Genomic DNA, 18,129 nt, shown 5'->3' with positions numbered 1-18,129 from the left:
TTTTTTCGAGTTCGGGGCGCAAGGCAAGACTTCCTTCACCTTGTGCCCGGCAAGGCTTGCCTAGCTGCTTGATATCTAAGCGAAAATTGGTTCGCTATTGCCGAAAAACAACTCGACTTTAACGATGTTCCCTCAGAAAGGCTTCATCTCAGCTGGGTTAGAACTACGCGCCCAACCAGGACGCGCGTACACACCAACATGCAGTTCGCTAGCCAGAGCGGAGAGCAGGAGGAACAGGCCTCGCCGACGATTTCGGCGGCGCTGACCGATTCGCTGTTCGAGGCGCCCGGCACGGTGCTTACCGGCATAGTGTTCTCGGCGTTCTCGGCCTCCTTGACGGCGCTCAAGACGGGACAGACGCTGCTTTGGCTATTTGTCCCGCTGCTCATTCTTGCGGGAGCCATACGCGCCTTCGATTTGAGCCGGTACCAGGCCACAAAATCGGTTCTGAGCGCAGAACAAGCGGCGCGTTGGCAGCAGCGCTACCAGATCGGAGCGCTCATCCAGGCCGCCGCCATCGGTCTATGGTGTTCCACGACCCTGCTGAGCAATGAGGACGCCATCGCTCACATGATTGCCCTCTCGGTCACCACCGGAATCGTGGCGGGAGGAGCGGGGAGAGCTTACGGACGGCAGTGGATATTTCGTCTGCAAGCCACCTTGATATTCGGCCCGGCCGTGATCGCGCTGGCGCTGCACGCCACACCTTACTACATGGCGATGTCTGTCGTGTGCGCCGCGTTCCTCTTCTCGGTCATGCGGCTCTCCGGCAACCTGCACAGGATATTCTTGCGCGCCGTTGTCGCGCGCGAGCGCGAGGCCGCGCTCGCCGGCCAGTTCGACACGGCCCTCAACAACATGCCGCACGGGCTCTGCATGTTTCGCATCGACGGCCAGCTCGCGGTGATGAACCACCGCTTTGGCGCGATGATGAATCTGCCCGACAATCTCACCCAGACCAGCACGACTGTGCGCGACATCATCGCCGCATGCGTCGAAGCGGGATCGATTTCGGCGGCCAGCGGCGAGGCGATCATCTCCGACATCGAAACCGCGCAGGCGAACGAAATCATCACCGCCGACCCCGATCCGCACAGGAATCGTTCGCTGTCATGGACCGTCCAGCCGATGGCTGATGGCGGTGCGGTTTTGCTGCTCGAGGACATCACGGAGCGCCGCAACGCCGAGGCCAGGATCAGCCATCTGGCCCGCTACGACGATCTCACGGCGCTGCCGAACCGTGTCAATTTTCGGGACGAGATCGAGCGTTTGCTCGCAGTCGCGCGCCATGCGGAGCGTCTGTCGGCTCTGCTCTTCGTCGATCTTGACCAGTTCAAGCAAGTCAACGATACGCTGGGTCATCCCTGCGGCGATCAGCTTCTGTGTGCGGTCGCCAATCGCCTGCGCGAGATGCTGCGCCCGGAGGATTTCGTCGCCCGCTTCGGCGGCGACGAGTTCGTCGTCTTCCAGCAGAACATCTCTTCGCCGGAGGACGCCGCGGCGCTTGCCCGCCGTATCGTCGAACGGCTGAGCGAGCGCTACCGCATCGAAAATCATCTGGTCGAGATCGGCGCCAGCGTCGGCATCGCGCTGACCTCCCCGGGCGAGATCAGCGCCGATACGCTGCTCAAGAATGCCGACATGGCATTGTACCGAGCCAAGGCCGACGGCCGCGGCACCTTCTGCTTCTTCCGCGACGAGATGGCGGCGACCGTCGAGGCCCGTCGCATCCTCGAGCTCGACCTGCGCAAGGCGCTCTCCAACGAGGAGTTCGAGCTGTTCTACCAGCCATTGGTCAATCTGAAGTCCGGCAAGATCACCACCTGCGAGGCGTTGCTGCGCTGGAATCATCCGGTGCGCGGCACGGTCTCGCCGGTCGACATCATCCCGGTCGCCGAGGACATGGGCCTGATCGTCGATCTCGGGCGCTGGATCCTGCGCCGCGCCTGCATGGAATGCATGAAGTGGCCGGACGGCGTCAGCGTTGCCGTCAATTTTTCGCCGCAGCAATTCCATCAGCGCGACGTCCTGAGCGAAATCCGCTACGCGCTCGAAGTGTCGGGCCTGCCGGCGCATCGACTGGAAATCGAGATCACCGAGTCCTCGCTGCTGCGCAACACCCAGCTCACCCACGACATCCTGTCGCAACTGCGTGCGCTCGGCGTGCGTATCTCGCTTGATGATTTCGGCACCGGCTATTCCAGCCTCAGCTACCTGCACAATTTCCCGATGCAGAAAGTGAAGATCGACCGCTCCTTCCTCGAAGGCATCGATACCGACCGGCCGCTGACGCTGCTGCGCGGCGTCGCGCGGCTGTCCGCTGACCTCGGCATGGCCGTCGTGGTCGAAGGTATCGAGACCAACGAACAGCTCGAGCTGATCAGCGCCGACGGCACCGTGACCGAAGGGCAGGGGTACCTGTTCAGCCGGCCCGTTCCGGCGGTGCGCGTCCGCCAATTGCTCAATGCCTCGCATGGCCGTCGTATGCCTGACGACCAGCTCGCCATCGCATCGTCGCGATCGGCCTGATCTTTCGTCGCAGCTCCTTCATTGCAACCGGCTCCCGGCCAGCTCCGTAATATTGCGGGCCCTAAAAGGTTAACCCTAACAATTCTAATGCTTTGCAATTTCGTTAAGGAACCATTAATCTGCTACTACTCGCGGAAGTTGCTTGGTGTTTAGAGGTAGCAGATGAAGTCCGGAGCCGAATCGAGCGCGGCGCACCTTCCACGCGGCGCCGCGTTGTTTGACCGCATCGATTACCGACTCATCGAAACTCCCGAGGACAAGGACAACCTGTACTTGATGCGCTACCGCGCCTATCTGCAGGCCGGACTGATCCCGCCGTCGGAGTCGCAGCGGGTGACGGACCGTTTCGACGACGCGCCCAACGTCTGGAATTTCGGCGTCTACGTCGACGACGACCTCTGCAGTTCCGTTCGAATCCACGTTCTGACGTCCGAATGCCGGATGTCCTACACCACGGAGGTGTTCGGCGACGTCCTGCATCCTCGGCTGGACCGGGGCGAGGTCTTTGTCGATCCGTGTCGATTCGTTGCCGATCCCGAAATGCAACAGCGGTTCCCCGAACTGCCTTATCTGACGGTCCGGCTTCCCTTCGTTGCCTGCGAGCATTTCAATGCCGATGTCGGGCTCTCGATGGTGCGGACCGATCATCAGGCGTTCTACCGCCGCGTGTTCCTGTCCGAGACTCTCACCGAGCCGCGTTCATTTCCGGGCTGGCCGACGCAGAAGGCCGTGCTGATGGCCTCGGATTATCCCAAGGTCCGGGAAAAGATCCTGACGCGTTTCCCGATCATGCGCTCCAGCGCGTTTGAGCGGCGCATGCTGTTTACACGCAGCACCCCGCGCCAGGCTGCAACGCGGCCGGCGCTGGTGACCACGCCGCGGAGCCGGGATGTGGCGACGCCGGCAGTCGGTTCGGCCTACTAGGGCGGTCCCCCTCTCGATTCAGCTCAAAATTCCTGCAGAAGCCGGCGCTTTTGCCGGCCGGCGCGGCTTGCCTTCACCCTGGCGCCACATTTACAACTCATTAACCATGACGGTTGCTTTTCGCTGACTGGGGGCATTTGAGCGGCTGAGGCAAGGTTCCGTCAAGGTTGACGGAACGTTCGCTTAACCAACCCCCTGTAGACCGGACAGCAGTGGACTAACGTGAGCGTGGAGGCTCCGGAATGAAACATCCTATGCGTATCCTCCAGGGATTGAAGCTGGCCGCGGTGCTCGCCGTCGCGCTGTCGATGGGCGCCTGCGCCAACAAGAATGCCGCGACGGATGCGATGGCCAATGCGGCGACGCCCGGCAGCCAGCAGGATTTCGTCGTCAACGTGGGTGACCGCGTGTTCTTCGAAAGCGACCAGACCGATCTGACCCCGCAGGCGATCGTGACCCTGGAGAAGCAGGCGCAGTGGCTCCAGACCTATCCGCGCTACAGCTTCACCATCGAAGGTCATGCCGACGAGCGCGGCACCCGCGAATACAACATCGCGCTCGGCGCCCGCCGCGCCCAGTCGGTGCGCTCGTTCCTCTCCTCGCGCGGCATCGATCCGAACCGGATGCGCACGATCTCCTACGGCAAGGAACGGCCGGTCGCCGTCTGTAACGACATCTCCTGCTGGTCGCAGAACCGGCGCGCCGTCACCGTCTTGAACGCGAGCTCCTGACGCTCCAGTCAGCTGCCGTTCAGCTTCGGAAATGGACTATGCCGGCGCCCTCTCGGGCGCCGGTTTCGTTTCAGCATTCTGTGACAGAAACCGCTTTGTAGCAGTCACATTTTTGGCGTACTCCACTTCAATGTGAGGCGCGTCGAATGTTCCGTCGCAGGCCATTTCGCTTTTGTCGTCAGGGCAAGATGTCATCCAGAATTAAGGTCTTTACCGGCACCGTGGCGACCGCCGCGCTGCTCTCCTTGTGCTCGCCCGCACTTGCGCAACCGGTCTTCGCGCAGTCGGACGATGCCGACCCCGAGATGCGGATCGAGCGGCTGGAGAACCAGCTGCGCCAGCTCACCGGCCAGAACGAAGAGCTGCAATATCGCAATCGCCAGCTCGAGGAGCGGCTGCGGGCTCTCGAAGGCGGTGCGCAAGCCGCGCCCGGTCAAGCACCGAACGTTGCGGCGATGCCGCCCGCCCAAATCGCACCAACCCAGGTCACGCCGGGCTATCGCCAGCAGCAGCCGGCCGCGCAGCCGAATTACGAGCAGCCGCAGATCGCCGCCCCTGCGCCGATCATTCAGGAGCAGCCGGCGCCCGGCGCACCCGGCACGCGCCGCCGCGGCGATGCGTTCGATCCGAACCAGAACCCGAACGCGCCGGGCGCGCCGCGCGCGCTCGGCGGCGGGCCGCAGCCGTTGCCGGCGGGAGCCGGCGCCGGTGGCCGCAACCCGGGCGAGCCGCTCGATCTCGCCAACACCAGCCCCCGCTACCAGCAAGGCGTGCCGCCAGCCGCACAGCCCGGCTATCCGCCGGCCCAATCCGGCTATCCCGCACCGGCCGGCGGCGCTGGCCTGACCACCCTGCCGCCCTCGGCGACGCCGCGCGACGAGTTCGACCTCGGCATCGGCTACATGCAGCGCAAGGACTATGCGCTTGCCGAGCAGACCATGAAGAATTTTGCGCAGAAATTCCCGAGCGACCCGCTGGTCGGGGACGCGCAATACTGGCTCGGCGAGAGCTACTTCCAGCGCCAGCAATATCGCGACTCCGCGGAAGCCTTCCTCGCCGTCACCACCAAATACGAGAAATCGGCCAAGGCGCCGGATGCGCTGCTGCGGCTCGGCCAGTCGCTCGCCGCGCTGAAGGAGAAGGAGGCCGCCTGCGCCGCCTTCGGCGAGGTCGGCCGCAAATATCCGCGCGCCTCCGCCGGCGTCAAAGCGGCGGTCGATCGCGAGCAGAAGCGGGTGAAGTGCTGAGGCCCGGCGTTTCTGTCCTGACAATGCGGGTGCTGCTGCGCTAAACATCGCGATCATCCGCTGATGATGCTGGGCCGGGTCATGTCAGACGACGATTCTCCGATCTCGGCGCGCGAGGCGAAGCGGCTCTTCGCCGGCCTGAGAGCTGCGCCGGCGCTGGTGCTCGCGGTCTCGGGCGGGCCCGACTCGGTCGCGCTGATGTGGCTTGCGGCGCGCTGGCGGCGCAGCCTCGCGCGCGGTCCGCTTCTCACCGTCGTCACGATCGATCACGGCCTGCGGCGAGAGGCGCCGCGCGAGGCGCGCGAGGTCAAGCGGCTCGCAGCCGGGCTCGGGCTGCCGCACCGGACACTGCGCTGGCGCGGCACAAAGCCGAAGGCGGGGGTGCCCGCGGCAGCGCGCGAGGCCCGTTACCGTCTGCTCGCCGACGCCGCGCGTGCCGCGGGCGCGAGCCATGTGCTGACGGCCCACACCCGCGACGACCAGGCCGAGACCTTGTTGATGCGCCTCTTCCGCGGCAGCGGACTTGCCGGGCTGTCGGCCATGGCTCCCCTCAGCGAGCGCGACGGAATCGTGCTGGCGCGTCCGCTGCTCGATGTTCCGAAGTCGCAGCTGATCGCGACCTTGAGGCGGGCGAAGGTCGGCTTTGCCGAGGATCCCACCAACCGGGACACCGCCTTCACCCGGCCGCGGCTGCGCGCGCTGCTGCCGCTTCTCGCAGCGGAGGGCGGCGATGCCCGCAACCTGGCGCGGCTCGCGGCAAGGCTGGCGCGGGCCAATGCGGCGGTCGAGGTGCTGGCCGACGGCGCCGAGCGCTTCCTCCGTTTGCGGGATCGCGGCGTTGCGCCGCAGGCGGGGGTCCGAAGCTTCGAGGCCTCGGACTTTGCCGCCCTGCCGGAGGAGGTCCGGCTGCGGCTCCTGCTGCGCGCCATCAACGCGCTCGGACATGAAGGGCCGGCGGAACTCGGCAAGGTCGAAACCCTGATGTCCGCTCTGGACGAGGCCGTGGCCGCAAGTCTCCGCGCCCGCGCCAGCCGCCGGCCGGTCCTGAAGCAGACCCTCGCGGGAGCCTTGATCAGCCTTGCCGGCGGGCGTATCCACATTGCGCCGGCACCGGCCCGGCGGCGCACCGGGAGATGAGCACGAATAAGGGCGGATCATGGCACCTGCCGTTTCGCATCGGCGCCGTCAGGCCACCTTAACCAGGCCGGAAAACCCCCGATCGGGCGCCATTATTTCCGCGGGAATCGCGCTAAGATGGGATAAATAGTCCCATCTCGTTCCCTTGGCAGCGACCGGGGCGGCACCTAAATTGTATCCGTCTAACCGAGAGGATTCCTTGGGATTTCCTCGCATTGACCAAAGCCACTGCCCAAGGATCAGGGTTGCGATCCGCGCGACCACGAAGGAAGATCAATGAACGCCAATCTGCGCAATTTCGCCCTCTGGGTCATCATTGTCTTGCTGCTGTTGGCGTTGTTCACGCTGTTTCAGAATCCGGGTCAGCGGGCCTCCTCGCAGGACATCGCCTTCTCCCAGCTCCTGAGCGAAGTTGACCGCGGCAATGTGCGCGACGTCGTGATCCAGGGGCCTGATATCCACGGCACCTTCACCAACGGCTCGAGCTTCCAGACCTACGCGCCGAACGATCCGACGCTGGTGAAGCGTCTCTACGACAGCAAGGTGCAGATCACCGCGAAGCCGCCGGGCGACAACGTGCCCTGGTTCGTCTCGCTGCTGGTCTCCTGGCTGCCCTTCATCGCGCTGATCGGCGTGTGGATCTTCCTGTCGCGGCAGATGCAGGGCGGCGCCGGCAAGGCGATGGGCTTCGGCAAGTCGCGCGCCAAGATGCTGACCGAAGCGCATGGCCGCGTCACCTTCGAGGACGTCGCCGGCGTGGACGAAGCCAAGCAGGACCTGCAGGAGATCGTCGAGTTCCTGCGCGACCCCGGCAAATTCCAGCGCCTCGGCGGTCGCATTCCGCGCGGCGTGCTGCTGGTCGGCCCTCCCGGCACCGGTAAGACCCTGATCGCGCGTGCGGTGGCCGGCGAAGCCAACGTGCCGTTCTTCACCATTTCCGGTTCGGACTTCGTCGAAATGTTCGTCGGCGTCGGCGCGAGCCGCGTCCGCGACATGTTCGAGCAGGCCAAGAAGAACGCGCCTTGCATCATCTTCATCGACGAAATCGATGCCGTCGGTCGTCACCGTGGCGCCGGCCTCGGTGGTGGCAATGACGAGCGCGAGCAGACGCTGAACCAGCTGCTGGTCGAGATGGACGGCTTCGAGGCGAACGAGGGCGTGATCCTGATCGCCGCGACCAACCGCCCTGATGTGCTCGATCCCGCGCTGCTGCGTCCGGGCCGCTTCGACCGCCAGGTCGTGGTGCCCAATCCGGACGTCGTCGGCCGCGAGCAGATCCTCAAGGTTCACGTTCGCAAGGTGCCGCTGGCGCCGGATATCAACCTCAAGACCATCGCGCGCGGCACGCCGGGCTTTTCCGGCGCCGACCTGATGAACCTCGTCAACGAGGCTGCGCTCACCGCCGCCCGCCGCAACAAGCGGATGGTGACCCAGGCCGAGTTCGAGGAGGCCAAGGACAAGGTGATGATGGGCGCCGAGCGCAAGTCGCTCGTCATGACCGAGGAAGAGAAGCTGCTGACGGCCTATCACGAGGGCGGCCACGCCATCGTCGGCCTCAACGTGCCCGCGACCGATCCGATCCACAAGGCGACCATCATTCCGCGCGGCCGTGCGCTGGGCATGGTCATGCAGCTCCCGGAGCGCGACAAGCTGTCGATGTCCCTGGAGCAGATGACCTCGCGCCTTGCCATCATGATGGGCGGCCGTGTCGCCGAAGAGCTGATCTTCGGTCGCGAGAAGGTGACCTCGGGTGCCGCTTCCGACATCGAGCAGGCCACGCGCCTGGCTCGGATGATGGTGACGCGCTGGGGCCTGTCGGAAGAGCTCGGCACCGTCTCCTATGGCGAGAACCAGGACGAGGTCTTCCTGGGCATGTCGGTGTCGCGCACGCAGAACGCGTCCGAAGCGACCGTCCAGAAGATCGATTCCGAGATCAGGCGTCTGGTCGAGGAGGGCTATCAGGAAGCCACGCGTATCCTCACCGAGAAGCGTGCCGACCTCGAGGCCCTCGCCAAAGGACTGCTGGAGTTCGAGACGCTGAGCGGCGACGAGATCGTCGACCTGCTCAAGGGCAAGAAGCCGAACCGCGAATCCGTGCTCGAGCCGACCACTCCGCGCGCCTCCGCGGTGCCCCCGGCCGGCAAGTCGCGCCCGCGGCCCGATCCGGATCCCGGCCTGGAGCCGCAGCCGCAGGCCTGATTGCAAGCGGCAGACCGAATTGAAGAACGCGGCGGAAACGCCGCGTTTTTTTTGGCCTGCGGCGTCGCCGCAAACTCCGTCGTTGCGAGCGCAGCGAAACAATCCGGAATCTTTTCGCGGTGGCAGTCTCGATTGCTTCGCCGCGCTCGCAATCCGGATGTGCCGTGGCCGCAATGACTTGCGATAGCGCCGTCGGGTGGGCAAAGGCGCCCTTGCGCCATGCCCACCATCTCTCGGCGGTCGTGCAAGGGATGGTGGGCGCGCTTCCGCCTTCGCCCTTCGAGCTACGACGGGACAAGCCCGCTTCGCCCAGCCTGTGATCTCCTCACTTCGCCGCTGCTCCGGATTTGGCGCCACGCGCGAGGAAGCGCAGCACGTCGTCGTTGAACTGCTCCGGATCCTGCAGGAACGAGAAGTGGCTGACCTCTGGCTGGATCAGGAGGCCGGCGCCCGGAATGCTCGCGGCCATGAACTCGGTGTTCTCGCGCTTGATCGCCTCGTCGTGATCGCCATCCACGATCCAGGTCGGCACCTTGATGGTCGCGAGGTCCGAAGCCGTCCACTTCGGCTGGCTCTCCCACATCTTGGTGATCTCCGCGACAAAGCCCTTGTACTCGGTCGGGGTCGACGAAAGGCGCTTGTACTCCTCGCCGGCCCTGGCGATGTAGGCATTGAAGACGTCGCTTGACGCAATATCCGCAACGCCTGACGGGTCCGAGTTCGCCGCGAAGGCGAACAGCCTGCTCACCCGCTCCGGATGCTTCATGGCGATGTCGAGACCGATGATCGCGCCGTCGCTCCAGCCGACGATCGCAGCCTGCCTGATCTTGAGATGATCGAGCAGCCCGATCACGTCCGAGGCCATCAGATCGTAGCCATATGGCTCCTGGTTGCGGCCGCTGCGGCCATGGCCGCGGCTCTCCATGACGATGACCTGATAATGCCGCTGCAGCGCGCGGACCTGGTGGCCCCAGTAGTTGGCGTTGGCGAGGCCGCCATGCAGCAACAGGACGGGCTGGCCGCGACCGAAGACGGCGTACCAGACCTTGATGCCGTTGACGGGTGCGAAGCCGCTCTGCGCCGCCTTGGGCAAGGTTGGAGTCGGCGGCAGGCTGAGCCATTGCGGCGCCGCCTGCGCCGTCGTGATCGAGACCGTGACCAGAAGTGCGATGAAGAGATTGCGAAGCAGCATGACACACCTTTCCCTTCGACAATCCGATAGTACCGCATGGCAGAACGTGCGCGTCAGCTCTCGAGACGGTCCGCACGGAGAAGTGAAAACTCCATCGATCGTGCCGGCAACAACGCCAGCCGATATGGGTATTCGAACGCGCGGCACGCTCTCACCTGCGCACGCGCCAGACCGTCCAGCCGGATTTCGACATCGCTTCGACCGGCTCCTGATAATCCGGAGCTTCACCGCGGCCGAGCTGCGAGGCCCTCCGGCGCGATGCGGGCAAGGTCGATCGGCACCATCACGCGCCCGGGCGGCAGCGCGGCGAGTGGCACTATGCCGGAGATGGTCTGGAAGGACACGTTGCGATCGGGCATCGCGATCTCGTGGCGCTCGTTACCGCGACGAATGCCGGCCAGATTGCAAAGCTGACGCCGCCGAGGGTAGCGGGCGATACGAGGATTGCGGCACGCCGCAGCCCCCGATCGGTCGCGCAGATCGGCCTGGCAAGACTGTCCGGCGGGAGCAGTAGCAGTGCCAGCAGCAGCGACGACCCGGCGAGCCGCCCTGGGGCGAATGCGAGAACACTCAAGAAGAACTTAACGCTTGCGTTCTAGTTTGGCCCGCCATGTCTGACCAGGTCGTCCACAGCGCGGTTCAACCGTTCTCGGCACGTGCAGCGCTCCCTTGGCTGGTGGGCCTCAGCGTCTATGCTGCGCTGCTCTTCGCCGGGCCGCGGTTGCTCGGCGATCCCGACACCTATTCTCATGTCGAGCTCGGGTGCTGGATCATGGCGCACGGCGCCCTGCCGACGAGCGATCCCTTTTCGTTTTCCAAGCATGGCGCGCCCTGGATCACCTTCGAATGGCTCTCGGAGGTCATCTACGCGGCCGCGTACCTAATTTCCGGCTGGCCGGGCGTCGTCGTCGTGGCCGCGGCGGCGATAGCGCTCGCCTTTGGCTTGTTGACCTTTTTCCTGCTGCGTGAGCTTTCGCCGGTCCAGACGCTGCTCATGGTGATCGCCGCCGTCATCCTGTTGGCGCCGCATATGCTGGCGCGGCCGCACGTCCTCGTCCTGCCGGTCATGGTGATTTGGGCGGCCGCCCTGGTGCGCTGCATGGATCGTGGAGGGCCTCCGCCCTACTGGGCCCTGCCGCTGCTGGTGCTGTGGGCCAATCTTCACGGCAGTGGGGTGCTGGCTCTCGGGTTGATCGGCCCTGCAGGGCTCGAGGCGCTGCTGCGCGAGAAGCGAAGCGAATGGCCGCGCGTGCTGCTGCGGTGGCTACCCTTCACGGCACTCGCAGTCGTAGCCTCCTGCCTGACGCCCCACGGGCCGGAACCGCTGCTCATGCCGCTGACGACACTCGGCCTCGGCCCCGCGCTCGCCTGGATCGCGGAATGGCGACCGCAGGATTTCGGCCATATCGGCGGTTTCGAGTTGCTGCTGCTGGCTGGAATCTTTGCGCTCTCGCGTGGCGTGACGCTGCCGGTCGTGCGGGTCCTTGTGGTGCTGGGCCTGCTCCATTTCGCGCTGGCGCAGATGCGCAATGCGGATCTGTTGGCCATGCTGGCGCCGCTCTATCTGGCAGCCCCTCTGGGGCGGAGATTCGGCGGCGCGGCCGCGGACGATACGGCCGTCGCGTCGCGCGGCCTCACTCTGGCTGGGCTCGGCGTGTTGATCGCGGCGAGCGGGGTGGCCCTGGCGCATGACGTCAGGCCGGCTCCGACCATCACGCCTCAGGCGGCCATCGCTGGAGCCGATCTCGCCAAGACTGGGCGCGTGCTCAACGACTATTCCTTCGGCGGCTATTTGATCTTTGCCGGCATACCGACCTTCATCGATGGTCGCGCCGAACTGTACGGCGGACCGTTCATCGACCGCTACAATCGTGCCCTGGCGCTGATCGACCTCGGAGATTTTCTCAGCTTGCTGGAGGAATACCGCATCGGTGCGACGTTGCTCGCACCGAACACACCGGCAGTCGCGATGCTTGACCGGCTGCCCGAGTGGCAGCGTGTCTACAGCGACGACGTGGCGGTCGTGCACAAGCGGCGGGAGACGCCGCAAAGATAGGCAAAGGGGTGTCGAATCCGACATATAGGCCTCCGGACAACACGCCCGCCCGTCGCCTGGTCACGCGTCGTCAAGTCACTCGTTGATGGCGTGGATCGCGGGTGGGGCCGCCGCCTCGTTGCGGTCGAAGCCGGCTCGCGTCTGCACCACGTAGAGCGGGCGGCGCTTCACCTCGGCGTGGATGCGCCCGACATAGAGCCCCACGATGCCCGTCATCAGCATGTTGATTCCACACAGCAGCGACACGAGGACGATCGTCGAGGACCAGCCGGTCACGAGGTGGCTGTCGTTGCTGAGCCACATCAGAACCACCCAGCCGCCGTAGAGCATTGCGAGTCCGGAGACCGACAATCCGCACCAGATCGCCAGCCGCAAGGGCAGGTCGGAAAAGCCAAGTGCGGCATTCATCGCGAGCCGTACCATCTTGAACAGCGGGTATTTTGTTTCGCCCGCCGCGCGCTCGAGGCGGTGGAAGGCGACCTCGGCCTGCCGGAAGCCGAGCCAGGCGATCATGCCGCGCACGAAGCGGTCCTGCTCCGGCATTTGCCGAAGGGCGTCGAGCACCTTGCGATCGATCAGGCGGAAGTCGCCGACATCGGCGGGAATGCCGACTGAGGACATCCTGCCGAGCAGCCGGTAGAACAGATGCGCGGTCGCACGCTTGAAACGGCTTTCCCCCTCGCGCGACAGGCGGCGGGCGTGGACGACGTCATTGCCTTCCTGCCATTTCGCGATCAGTTGCTCGATCACTTCGGGCGGATCCTGCAGGTCGGCATCCATCACGATGATCGCGTCACCTTGCGCGGCGTCCATACCGGCGGTGATGGCGACCTGGTGACCGAAATTCCGCGACAGGCCGATATAGCGAAAGCGCGGATCGCGCGTGGCGAGCGCCTGTAGCACGATCGAGCTGGAATCGCGGCTGCCGTCGTCGACGAAGATCGCTTCTGCCGGCCCGTCGAGCCGCGACAATACCAGCTCGAGACGGTGCAGCAGGACCGGCAGCACGGCTTCCTCGTTGAATACGGGGATGACGAGGCTGTAGCGGATCGATCTGGGCCTGGCCGCCATGCGAAAGATTCCAACTGTGTTTCAGGAGCGGGACTCTAATGCGCCGGTGGTTAAGGTCGCCTTGTCGCAACTATTAAGGATCTATTGCTCCGGGGCCCACGCCGCGGGTTTGGACCATCCGGAGACGAAAGGGCGGAGCAGGTGGATGGTGCCTGATTGTCCACGTTGTGCCGAACGCACGAGGACGATCCATCCCGATCTCATCGCGCTTCAGGACCGGCGGCGGATCCTGTAGAGAACAAATCGATCCGAACTGTCCAACAGCTGGAGCAGATCCGGTAGCGGATTCGCGGCAGGCGGCCCAACCAAATAGAGATAGTCGTAGTCCCGGTACCACGTGCGGACGAGGGGCGGGGCGTCCGCCGGCGGCTGGCCTGCCGCAATCGCAACAAGCAGCCCTGACGGAACTATTCCTCCGTCGGACAGCGCAAGACGGCGCACGGCCTCGCGTGTCCGTACGGGTTGCTTGCCGGTTTCCGTGAAGAGATTGATCACGAACGCGTCGGCATAGTGCACGGCCAGCGTCGGCGCATAGTACATCGGATAGGAAGTGAGGTCGGCGAAGGGGGGATCTCCATTGTCGCCGGTGCTGCCAACCAGGACGCGCGAGCCGCGATCGAGCTTGTGGAACGACTCGATGATGGCCGCATAGTCGGCACGGTAAGGCAGCCACACCGCGAGGACGACGGCGAGATTGATCAACGTGATGCCGCTGATCGCAGCGAGCGCAGCCATGCTCCACGCTCGGCCCGGCAGCGACAGCGAGCAGAAGGCGGGCAGGATCAGGGCCGCGGCGGGAATGATGCGGAGGTCGACAAACGAGGTTCCGAACAGTCTCGACGGAATGACCAGGTAGAGCAGCGCAAGACCGATCGCGATCCAGATCCCGGCTGGTTCGAGCTTGAGGAAGCCGCGTCTTGTGGCGAAGTACAGCAAGATCGCGAGCGTCAGCCCGGTCGCCGCCGCTGCCGTCAGATTGTAGCCGTTCATGATGCGGAGCGGCCAAACCGGCTTGAACCCGAGGAACCAGCTCGAACCTTGCCCCCCGATCGAGCCGGCAGTCAGATGCATGACCACGAACAGCGCCAGCGCCGGCAGGGCCAGAGCGACGAGCCGCGCAGCGGCGACCGGGTACGCAATTCGCTGATGGCGGAGGCGCCAGAGCTCATAGAGGCCAAGCGTCGCGCCATAGATGCCCAGTGAAAAGAAGTGCGCCACGAACAGCGCAGCGACGACGGCCAGGTTGGCGGCGAAACGCAGCGGCCATGGGCGTTCTGCCAGCATCAGATAGACGGCGATGCCCCAGAGAGCGAGGCCCAGTCCGAACTCGAAATTCACGAAACCCCAGCTGAACGGCAGGCAGTAGAGGAAAGCGAGCGCAGCGAAGCCGGCAAGATGAATCCGTCCCTTTCGGGTCCATTCGAGCAGCAGCGCGCCCCCGACGATCAGCAATTGGCTCAGCAGCAGAAACAGCCGTGTGGCGTTCTCGACGCTCACCAGCCGCGCCATCTGCGGGACCAGCAGATCCATCCCGAGATTGGGATAGAACGCCCACACCACCTCGTAATGCGGATTGGCGTTGGAGGTACCGTTCTGGCTCAGAATGTACATGCGGGCGAGGTGATTGGGATAGTCGACCATCGCGGGGATCGGGGTCAGTAGCATCGGAAGAAACGAGACGGCCGCCAGCATTGCAAGAACGCCGATCGCCACGGATCGGTCCGAGCGGAGACGATCCGGAATTGTCAAGGTCGGCCTGTTGGAAGAAACCATGTCGTGGGATCGTTGGGTCTGAGCGCGGTATGCGAGGTCTTGGCTGCGTCACGTCTGCAAGGACCGGCCGCCGCCCGGATCCGGACGCCTGCATGGAGTCCCGGCCGCGGGCCTAATCGCAAGCGGTAGATCGAATTGAAGACAGCGGCGGAATTCCCGATTCGCGAGACTTCGCCTGGCTATGCATCCTTCCGAACACGAGGCCAATGAGAGCGATGGTGAGGAGCGGTGATAGACGTCCCGCAGGTACATAAACCGCAGGGCTGAGCAGCGGGACCATCCAGATGCCGAGCCCGATCAGCCAGTCGAGAAGGCGCGGAGCATCGATCGATGCGGCGAGCCACAGCACGATGGCGACCGCCAGCAGCGTCGCATCATAGGGGCCCGAATGCGGGGCCGCCAGCACGGTTGCCGCAAGCAACACGATCAACTTGCTGTCGCTATTCAGCGAGGAGCGAAACGCCACGAAGGTCGCTGCCGCGCTCGATACGATCGCGCCCAATTGCAGGATCGAGGCCAGCCGCTCCGGCACGCCCAGCAGTACCGCGCAGGCCCACACGCTGTGACCCCAGATGCGGCCATAGGCCAGCCATTTCTCATCGGGGCTGACCAGGTTGTTGAACGCCTGTGGTATCCACCGAATCCACAGCTCGATGCCAAAGATCATGACGCTTGCGAGCGCCAGTGCGAATGCCGAGCATGCAGCCGCACACAGGCCGCGATATTGGCGCAGACCCAGCAGCGCGAACGGAACGAGCAGAAAGAATTGCGGCTTGAAGCTCAGGAGTCCGAGGATGGCGCCGCCAAGGAGCGGCCGCGGTCCGAGTAGTCTAACGCCCGCCACCAGCAGTGCGGCGACGAGAAACGCGCATTGTCCATCGGCCAGATTGAGCGATGCGGATGGCGAGACCAGCACGGCAGCGATGACGTAGGGCGTCAGTTGCGGCTGCTCGGCGCGGTTGCGAAGCGCCCAAGCCAAGAGGCCTGCGGTCGCAGCCTGGAATGCAACATAGGAGCCGGCAAAACCGAGCGGAGCGAACGGCAGCAGCAGAACGAGAAAGCTGGGAGGATAGAACCATGGGCGGAACTCCAGCGGCACCGTGAGCCATGATGCGAACGACTGGTTGAGATGCGCGGTGAATGCCTCGGCATCGAGGACCAGCGCGAGCTTGCCGGCAAGCATCGATCTGATGGCGCCGTAGAACACCATCCAGTCAGTGCCGGGAGCGATGTGGTTCAGTCCGATCCATCCGGGATGGACGAAGGTCGAGATCAGGATGCCCCAGCCGAACAGCGCAGCGATCGACACGGCCGGCAGGAACATCAGGGGGATTTCGATCCGGCGACGCGCTGGAGCGGATATCGGCGGTTGAAGGGACATGCTCATTTGCGAGCATCCTTCGGGAGTTCCGCTCCCGGCGCCACGCCGGCCTGCCCGTCGTCCCGCACATGGATCACCGCGATGCCGTCCGCATAGATCCGCTTCCAGCCCTTGAGCTGGTCGAGGATCTGCGGGCCCGGCGCGTCGGCCACCAGGAGCGTCGCGTCGATCTTGTACTCATCCAACAAGCGCGGCAGCAATTCGGGCTTCTTGCCCTCCGTCGCCTTGAAGAAGTCCACGACGAATTTCTCGCCATAGAGCTCGGCGCGGCCGTCGACGAAAACTGGGATGTCGCGCGAGATCAGATAGCCGCCGAACTGGTAGGCGTTGAAGATGCGCCGCACCTTGCGTTGCTCGAGCAGGTCGACCGCCGCAACCGGCGTCTGCGTCATCGTGAAGGTGAAGCGATGGTGCCCCAGATAGAGCGACGTCGAGGTCCAGCTTGCCGCCACGATCATCAGCGCGCCGAGCGCAGTGACATGGCGGGCCGGCCAGCGGTCGGCGTCTGCGGCGTCGGGCGCCCGGCGCGGGAACATCTGGCCGAGCGGCTTTGCCAGCACCAGCGGCACCAGGAACGCAAATGCCTCGATGCTTCTGACATGGGTCAGCGCGCTCCAGGTCAGGAACAGGATCAGGAAGATCCGGGGCGCCGACAGCACGAGGCCCCGATAATAGCCGAACGCGATCAGGCCAAGCAGGGCGCCTTCGAACGAGGTGAAGGTGGCGAAGTTCGCCGGCATCCATTCGAAGATCAGCGACAGCAGTTCGCCGAGGCTGAGGATGTTGGTCGCGCCTTGCAGCGTCCGCCAGCCGTAGGGTGTGCAGCAGCTCGCGATCAACGCACCGATTCCGAACAGCACCCAGCGCATGAACAGGGCAAGCCGCCGCCCCTTCTCGGCATGCTCGACCGCCTCGAGCGAGATCGGACCGATCAGCGCGAGGCCCAGCACGAAGCCGCCGTGCAGGTTCGCCCAGAGCGCCATCAGCGGCAGCCAGGTCCAGGACGGCGCGCTCTTGCGGTCGGCGGCAGCCATCAGCAAGCCGACCCACGCCACCATGACGGGCAGCGCCAGGATATGCGGACGGGCGAGCACGTGATGCATCGACAGCAGCAGCGCCAGCATCGCGAACAGCACCGCGCGCGGTGCCTCGATCTGCGCGTCGAGGAAATGGACGAAGATGGCGGCGGTGAGCGCGACACCGATCGCGGTGATGATGACGGGGCCCGCCCAGCCCCAGTGCGTGTAGGAGAAGGCGAACAAGACCTGCGACAGCCACGATGTCGAGATCCAGGCTTCGCCGGTGCGCGTGAAAGAGTAGAAGTCGGTGTACGGCACGGCGCTGTGATCGAGGATCCATTGCCCGATCTTGATCTGCCAGAACGAGTCGGAATCCTGAAGCAGCGTGTCGCCGAGATAGAGGAAGAACAGGTACGCGCCGGCAGCGACGCACAGCGGCACCAGAGCCCGCGCGCGGCTTTGCGCCGCCATGCTGTTGGCAAGGGAAAGGGACATGCCGCCTCGTCGTCCTGTTGTTCTCGTCGGGTCGGGCATGATCCGGAAAAAGTACGTAGCGGTATTCCGAGAAGATCACGCTCAAACAATCACCTGAAGCGCGATGAGCGAGTCATCTCATCGCGCTTCAGTCCGAGCGGGTGGCATTGGACCATGGCGGTCAATAACTTCGGGTAAATCGGCCGCGCTGAGCCGTGTCCCGACAATTTAACAGGTTGTTTTGGATTTCGATTTACCATCGGCGAATACTCGCAAACCGCCCGATGTTTACGTAGTCGGATTAACTGCGGCGCAATTCTTTGCCTCTACGTTCGGTTCCATGGTCGGGCGGCGCTGGGAAGCCGAAAAGACCAGATCAGTTGTAAGCCTCGTGTA

The 18,129-nt window shown here is 64.6% G+C and carries 13 protein-coding genes; 7 read left to right on the top strand and 6 right to left on the bottom strand.

Annotated features, from left to right (window positions below; genetic code table 11):
- Positions 1–198 precede the first annotated feature (198 nt).
- From AC1RQP_RS09250 to ftsH, 6 genes are all read left to right on the top strand, one after another.
- On the top strand, positions 199–2,529 hold the full coding sequence (locus AC1RQP_RS09250; protein WP_239627132.1) for a putative bifunctional diguanylate cyclase/phosphodiesterase: 2,331 nt from the start codon (positions 199–201) through the stop codon (positions 2,527–2,529).
- Between the two features lie 162 nt (positions 2,530–2,691).
- The gene (locus AC1RQP_RS09245) at positions 2,692–3,453 is read left to right on the top strand and encodes an N-acyl amino acid synthase FeeM domain-containing protein (RefSeq protein WP_492936687.1); all 762 of its coding nucleotides are present in this window, start codon (positions 2,692–2,694) and stop codon (positions 3,451–3,453) included.
- Positions 3,454–3,695: 242 nt separating this feature from the next.
- A complete protein-coding gene (pal, locus tag AC1RQP_RS09240) occupies positions 3,696–4,184 on the top strand; it encodes a peptidoglycan-associated lipoprotein Pal (protein ID WP_239627128.1) in 489 nt (162 codons plus the stop codon).
- Positions 4,185–4,372: 188 nt separating this feature from the next.
- The gene (gene ybgF / locus AC1RQP_RS09235; protein ID WP_239627127.1) at positions 4,373–5,431 is read left to right on the top strand and encodes a tol-pal system protein YbgF; all 1,059 of its coding nucleotides are present in this window, start codon (positions 4,373–4,375) and stop codon (positions 5,429–5,431) included.
- A gap of 81 nt (positions 5,432–5,512) precedes the next feature.
- Positions 5,513–6,568, top strand: a complete 1,056-nt coding sequence (tilS, locus tag AC1RQP_RS09230; protein ID WP_492936686.1) for a tRNA lysidine(34) synthetase TilS — start codon at positions 5,513–5,515, stop codon at positions 6,566–6,568.
- 276 nt (positions 6,569–6,844) lie between these two features.
- Positions 6,845–8,767 carry an ATP-dependent zinc metalloprotease FtsH gene (gene ftsH, locus AC1RQP_RS09225; protein ID WP_239627122.1) on the top strand — a complete coding sequence of 641 codons (1,923 nt, stop codon included), beginning with the start codon at positions 6,845–6,847 and terminating at the stop codon, positions 8,765–8,767.
- Between the two features lie 325 nt (positions 8,768–9,092).
- Here the strand turns inward: ftsH and AC1RQP_RS09220 are convergent, their stop codons facing one another.
- Entirely contained in the window at positions 9,093–9,959 is an 867-nt protein-coding gene (locus AC1RQP_RS09220) for an alpha/beta fold hydrolase (RefSeq protein ID WP_492936685.1), read from the bottom strand.
- A 224-nt stretch (positions 9,960–10,183) separates the two neighbouring features.
- Positions 10,184–10,318, bottom strand: a complete 135-nt coding sequence (locus AC1RQP_RS09215; protein ID WP_492936684.1) for a hypothetical protein — start codon at positions 10,316–10,318, stop codon at positions 10,184–10,186.
- Between the two features lie 317 nt (positions 10,319–10,635).
- Between AC1RQP_RS09215 and AC1RQP_RS09210 the strand changes: the two genes are divergently transcribed.
- Positions 10,636–12,015, top strand: coding sequence for a hypothetical protein (locus AC1RQP_RS09210; protein WP_492936683.1), 1,380 nt, complete (start codon positions 10,636–10,638; stop codon positions 12,013–12,015).
- Between the two features lie 75 nt (positions 12,016–12,090).
- On the opposite strand, the gene AC1RQP_RS09205 is transcribed toward AC1RQP_RS09210, so the two are convergent.
- The 4 genes from AC1RQP_RS09205 to AC1RQP_RS09190 all read right to left on the bottom strand — a co-directional run bounded on the left by AC1RQP_RS09205 (position 12,091) and on the right by AC1RQP_RS09190 (position 17,754).
- Entirely contained in the window at positions 12,091–13,086 is a 996-nt protein-coding gene (locus tag AC1RQP_RS09205; protein ID WP_492936682.1) for a glycosyltransferase family 2 protein, read from the bottom strand.
- A 210-nt stretch (positions 13,087–13,296) separates the two neighbouring features.
- Entirely contained in the window at positions 13,297–14,859 is a 1,563-nt protein-coding gene (locus tag AC1RQP_RS09200) for a hypothetical protein (RefSeq protein WP_492936681.1), read from the bottom strand.
- A 112-nt stretch (positions 14,860–14,971) separates the two neighbouring features.
- Positions 14,972–16,246, bottom strand: coding sequence for a glycosyltransferase family 87 protein (locus tag AC1RQP_RS09195; RefSeq protein ID WP_492936680.1), 1,275 nt, complete (start codon positions 16,244–16,246; stop codon positions 14,972–14,974).
- Positions 16,243–17,754 (bottom strand): hypothetical protein, encoded by a 1,512-nt coding sequence (locus tag AC1RQP_RS09190; RefSeq protein ID WP_492936679.1) that lies wholly within the window; start codon positions 17,752–17,754, stop codon positions 16,243–16,245. The genes AC1RQP_RS09195 and AC1RQP_RS09190 overlap by 4 nt, the downstream gene beginning before the upstream one ends.
- Positions 17,755–18,129: the final 375 nt, after the last annotated feature.

This window comes from Bradyrhizobium sp. GW821-FHT13H06 (assembly GCF_058803975.1).
This window is presented reverse-complemented; position numbering and strand designations above follow the sequence as displayed.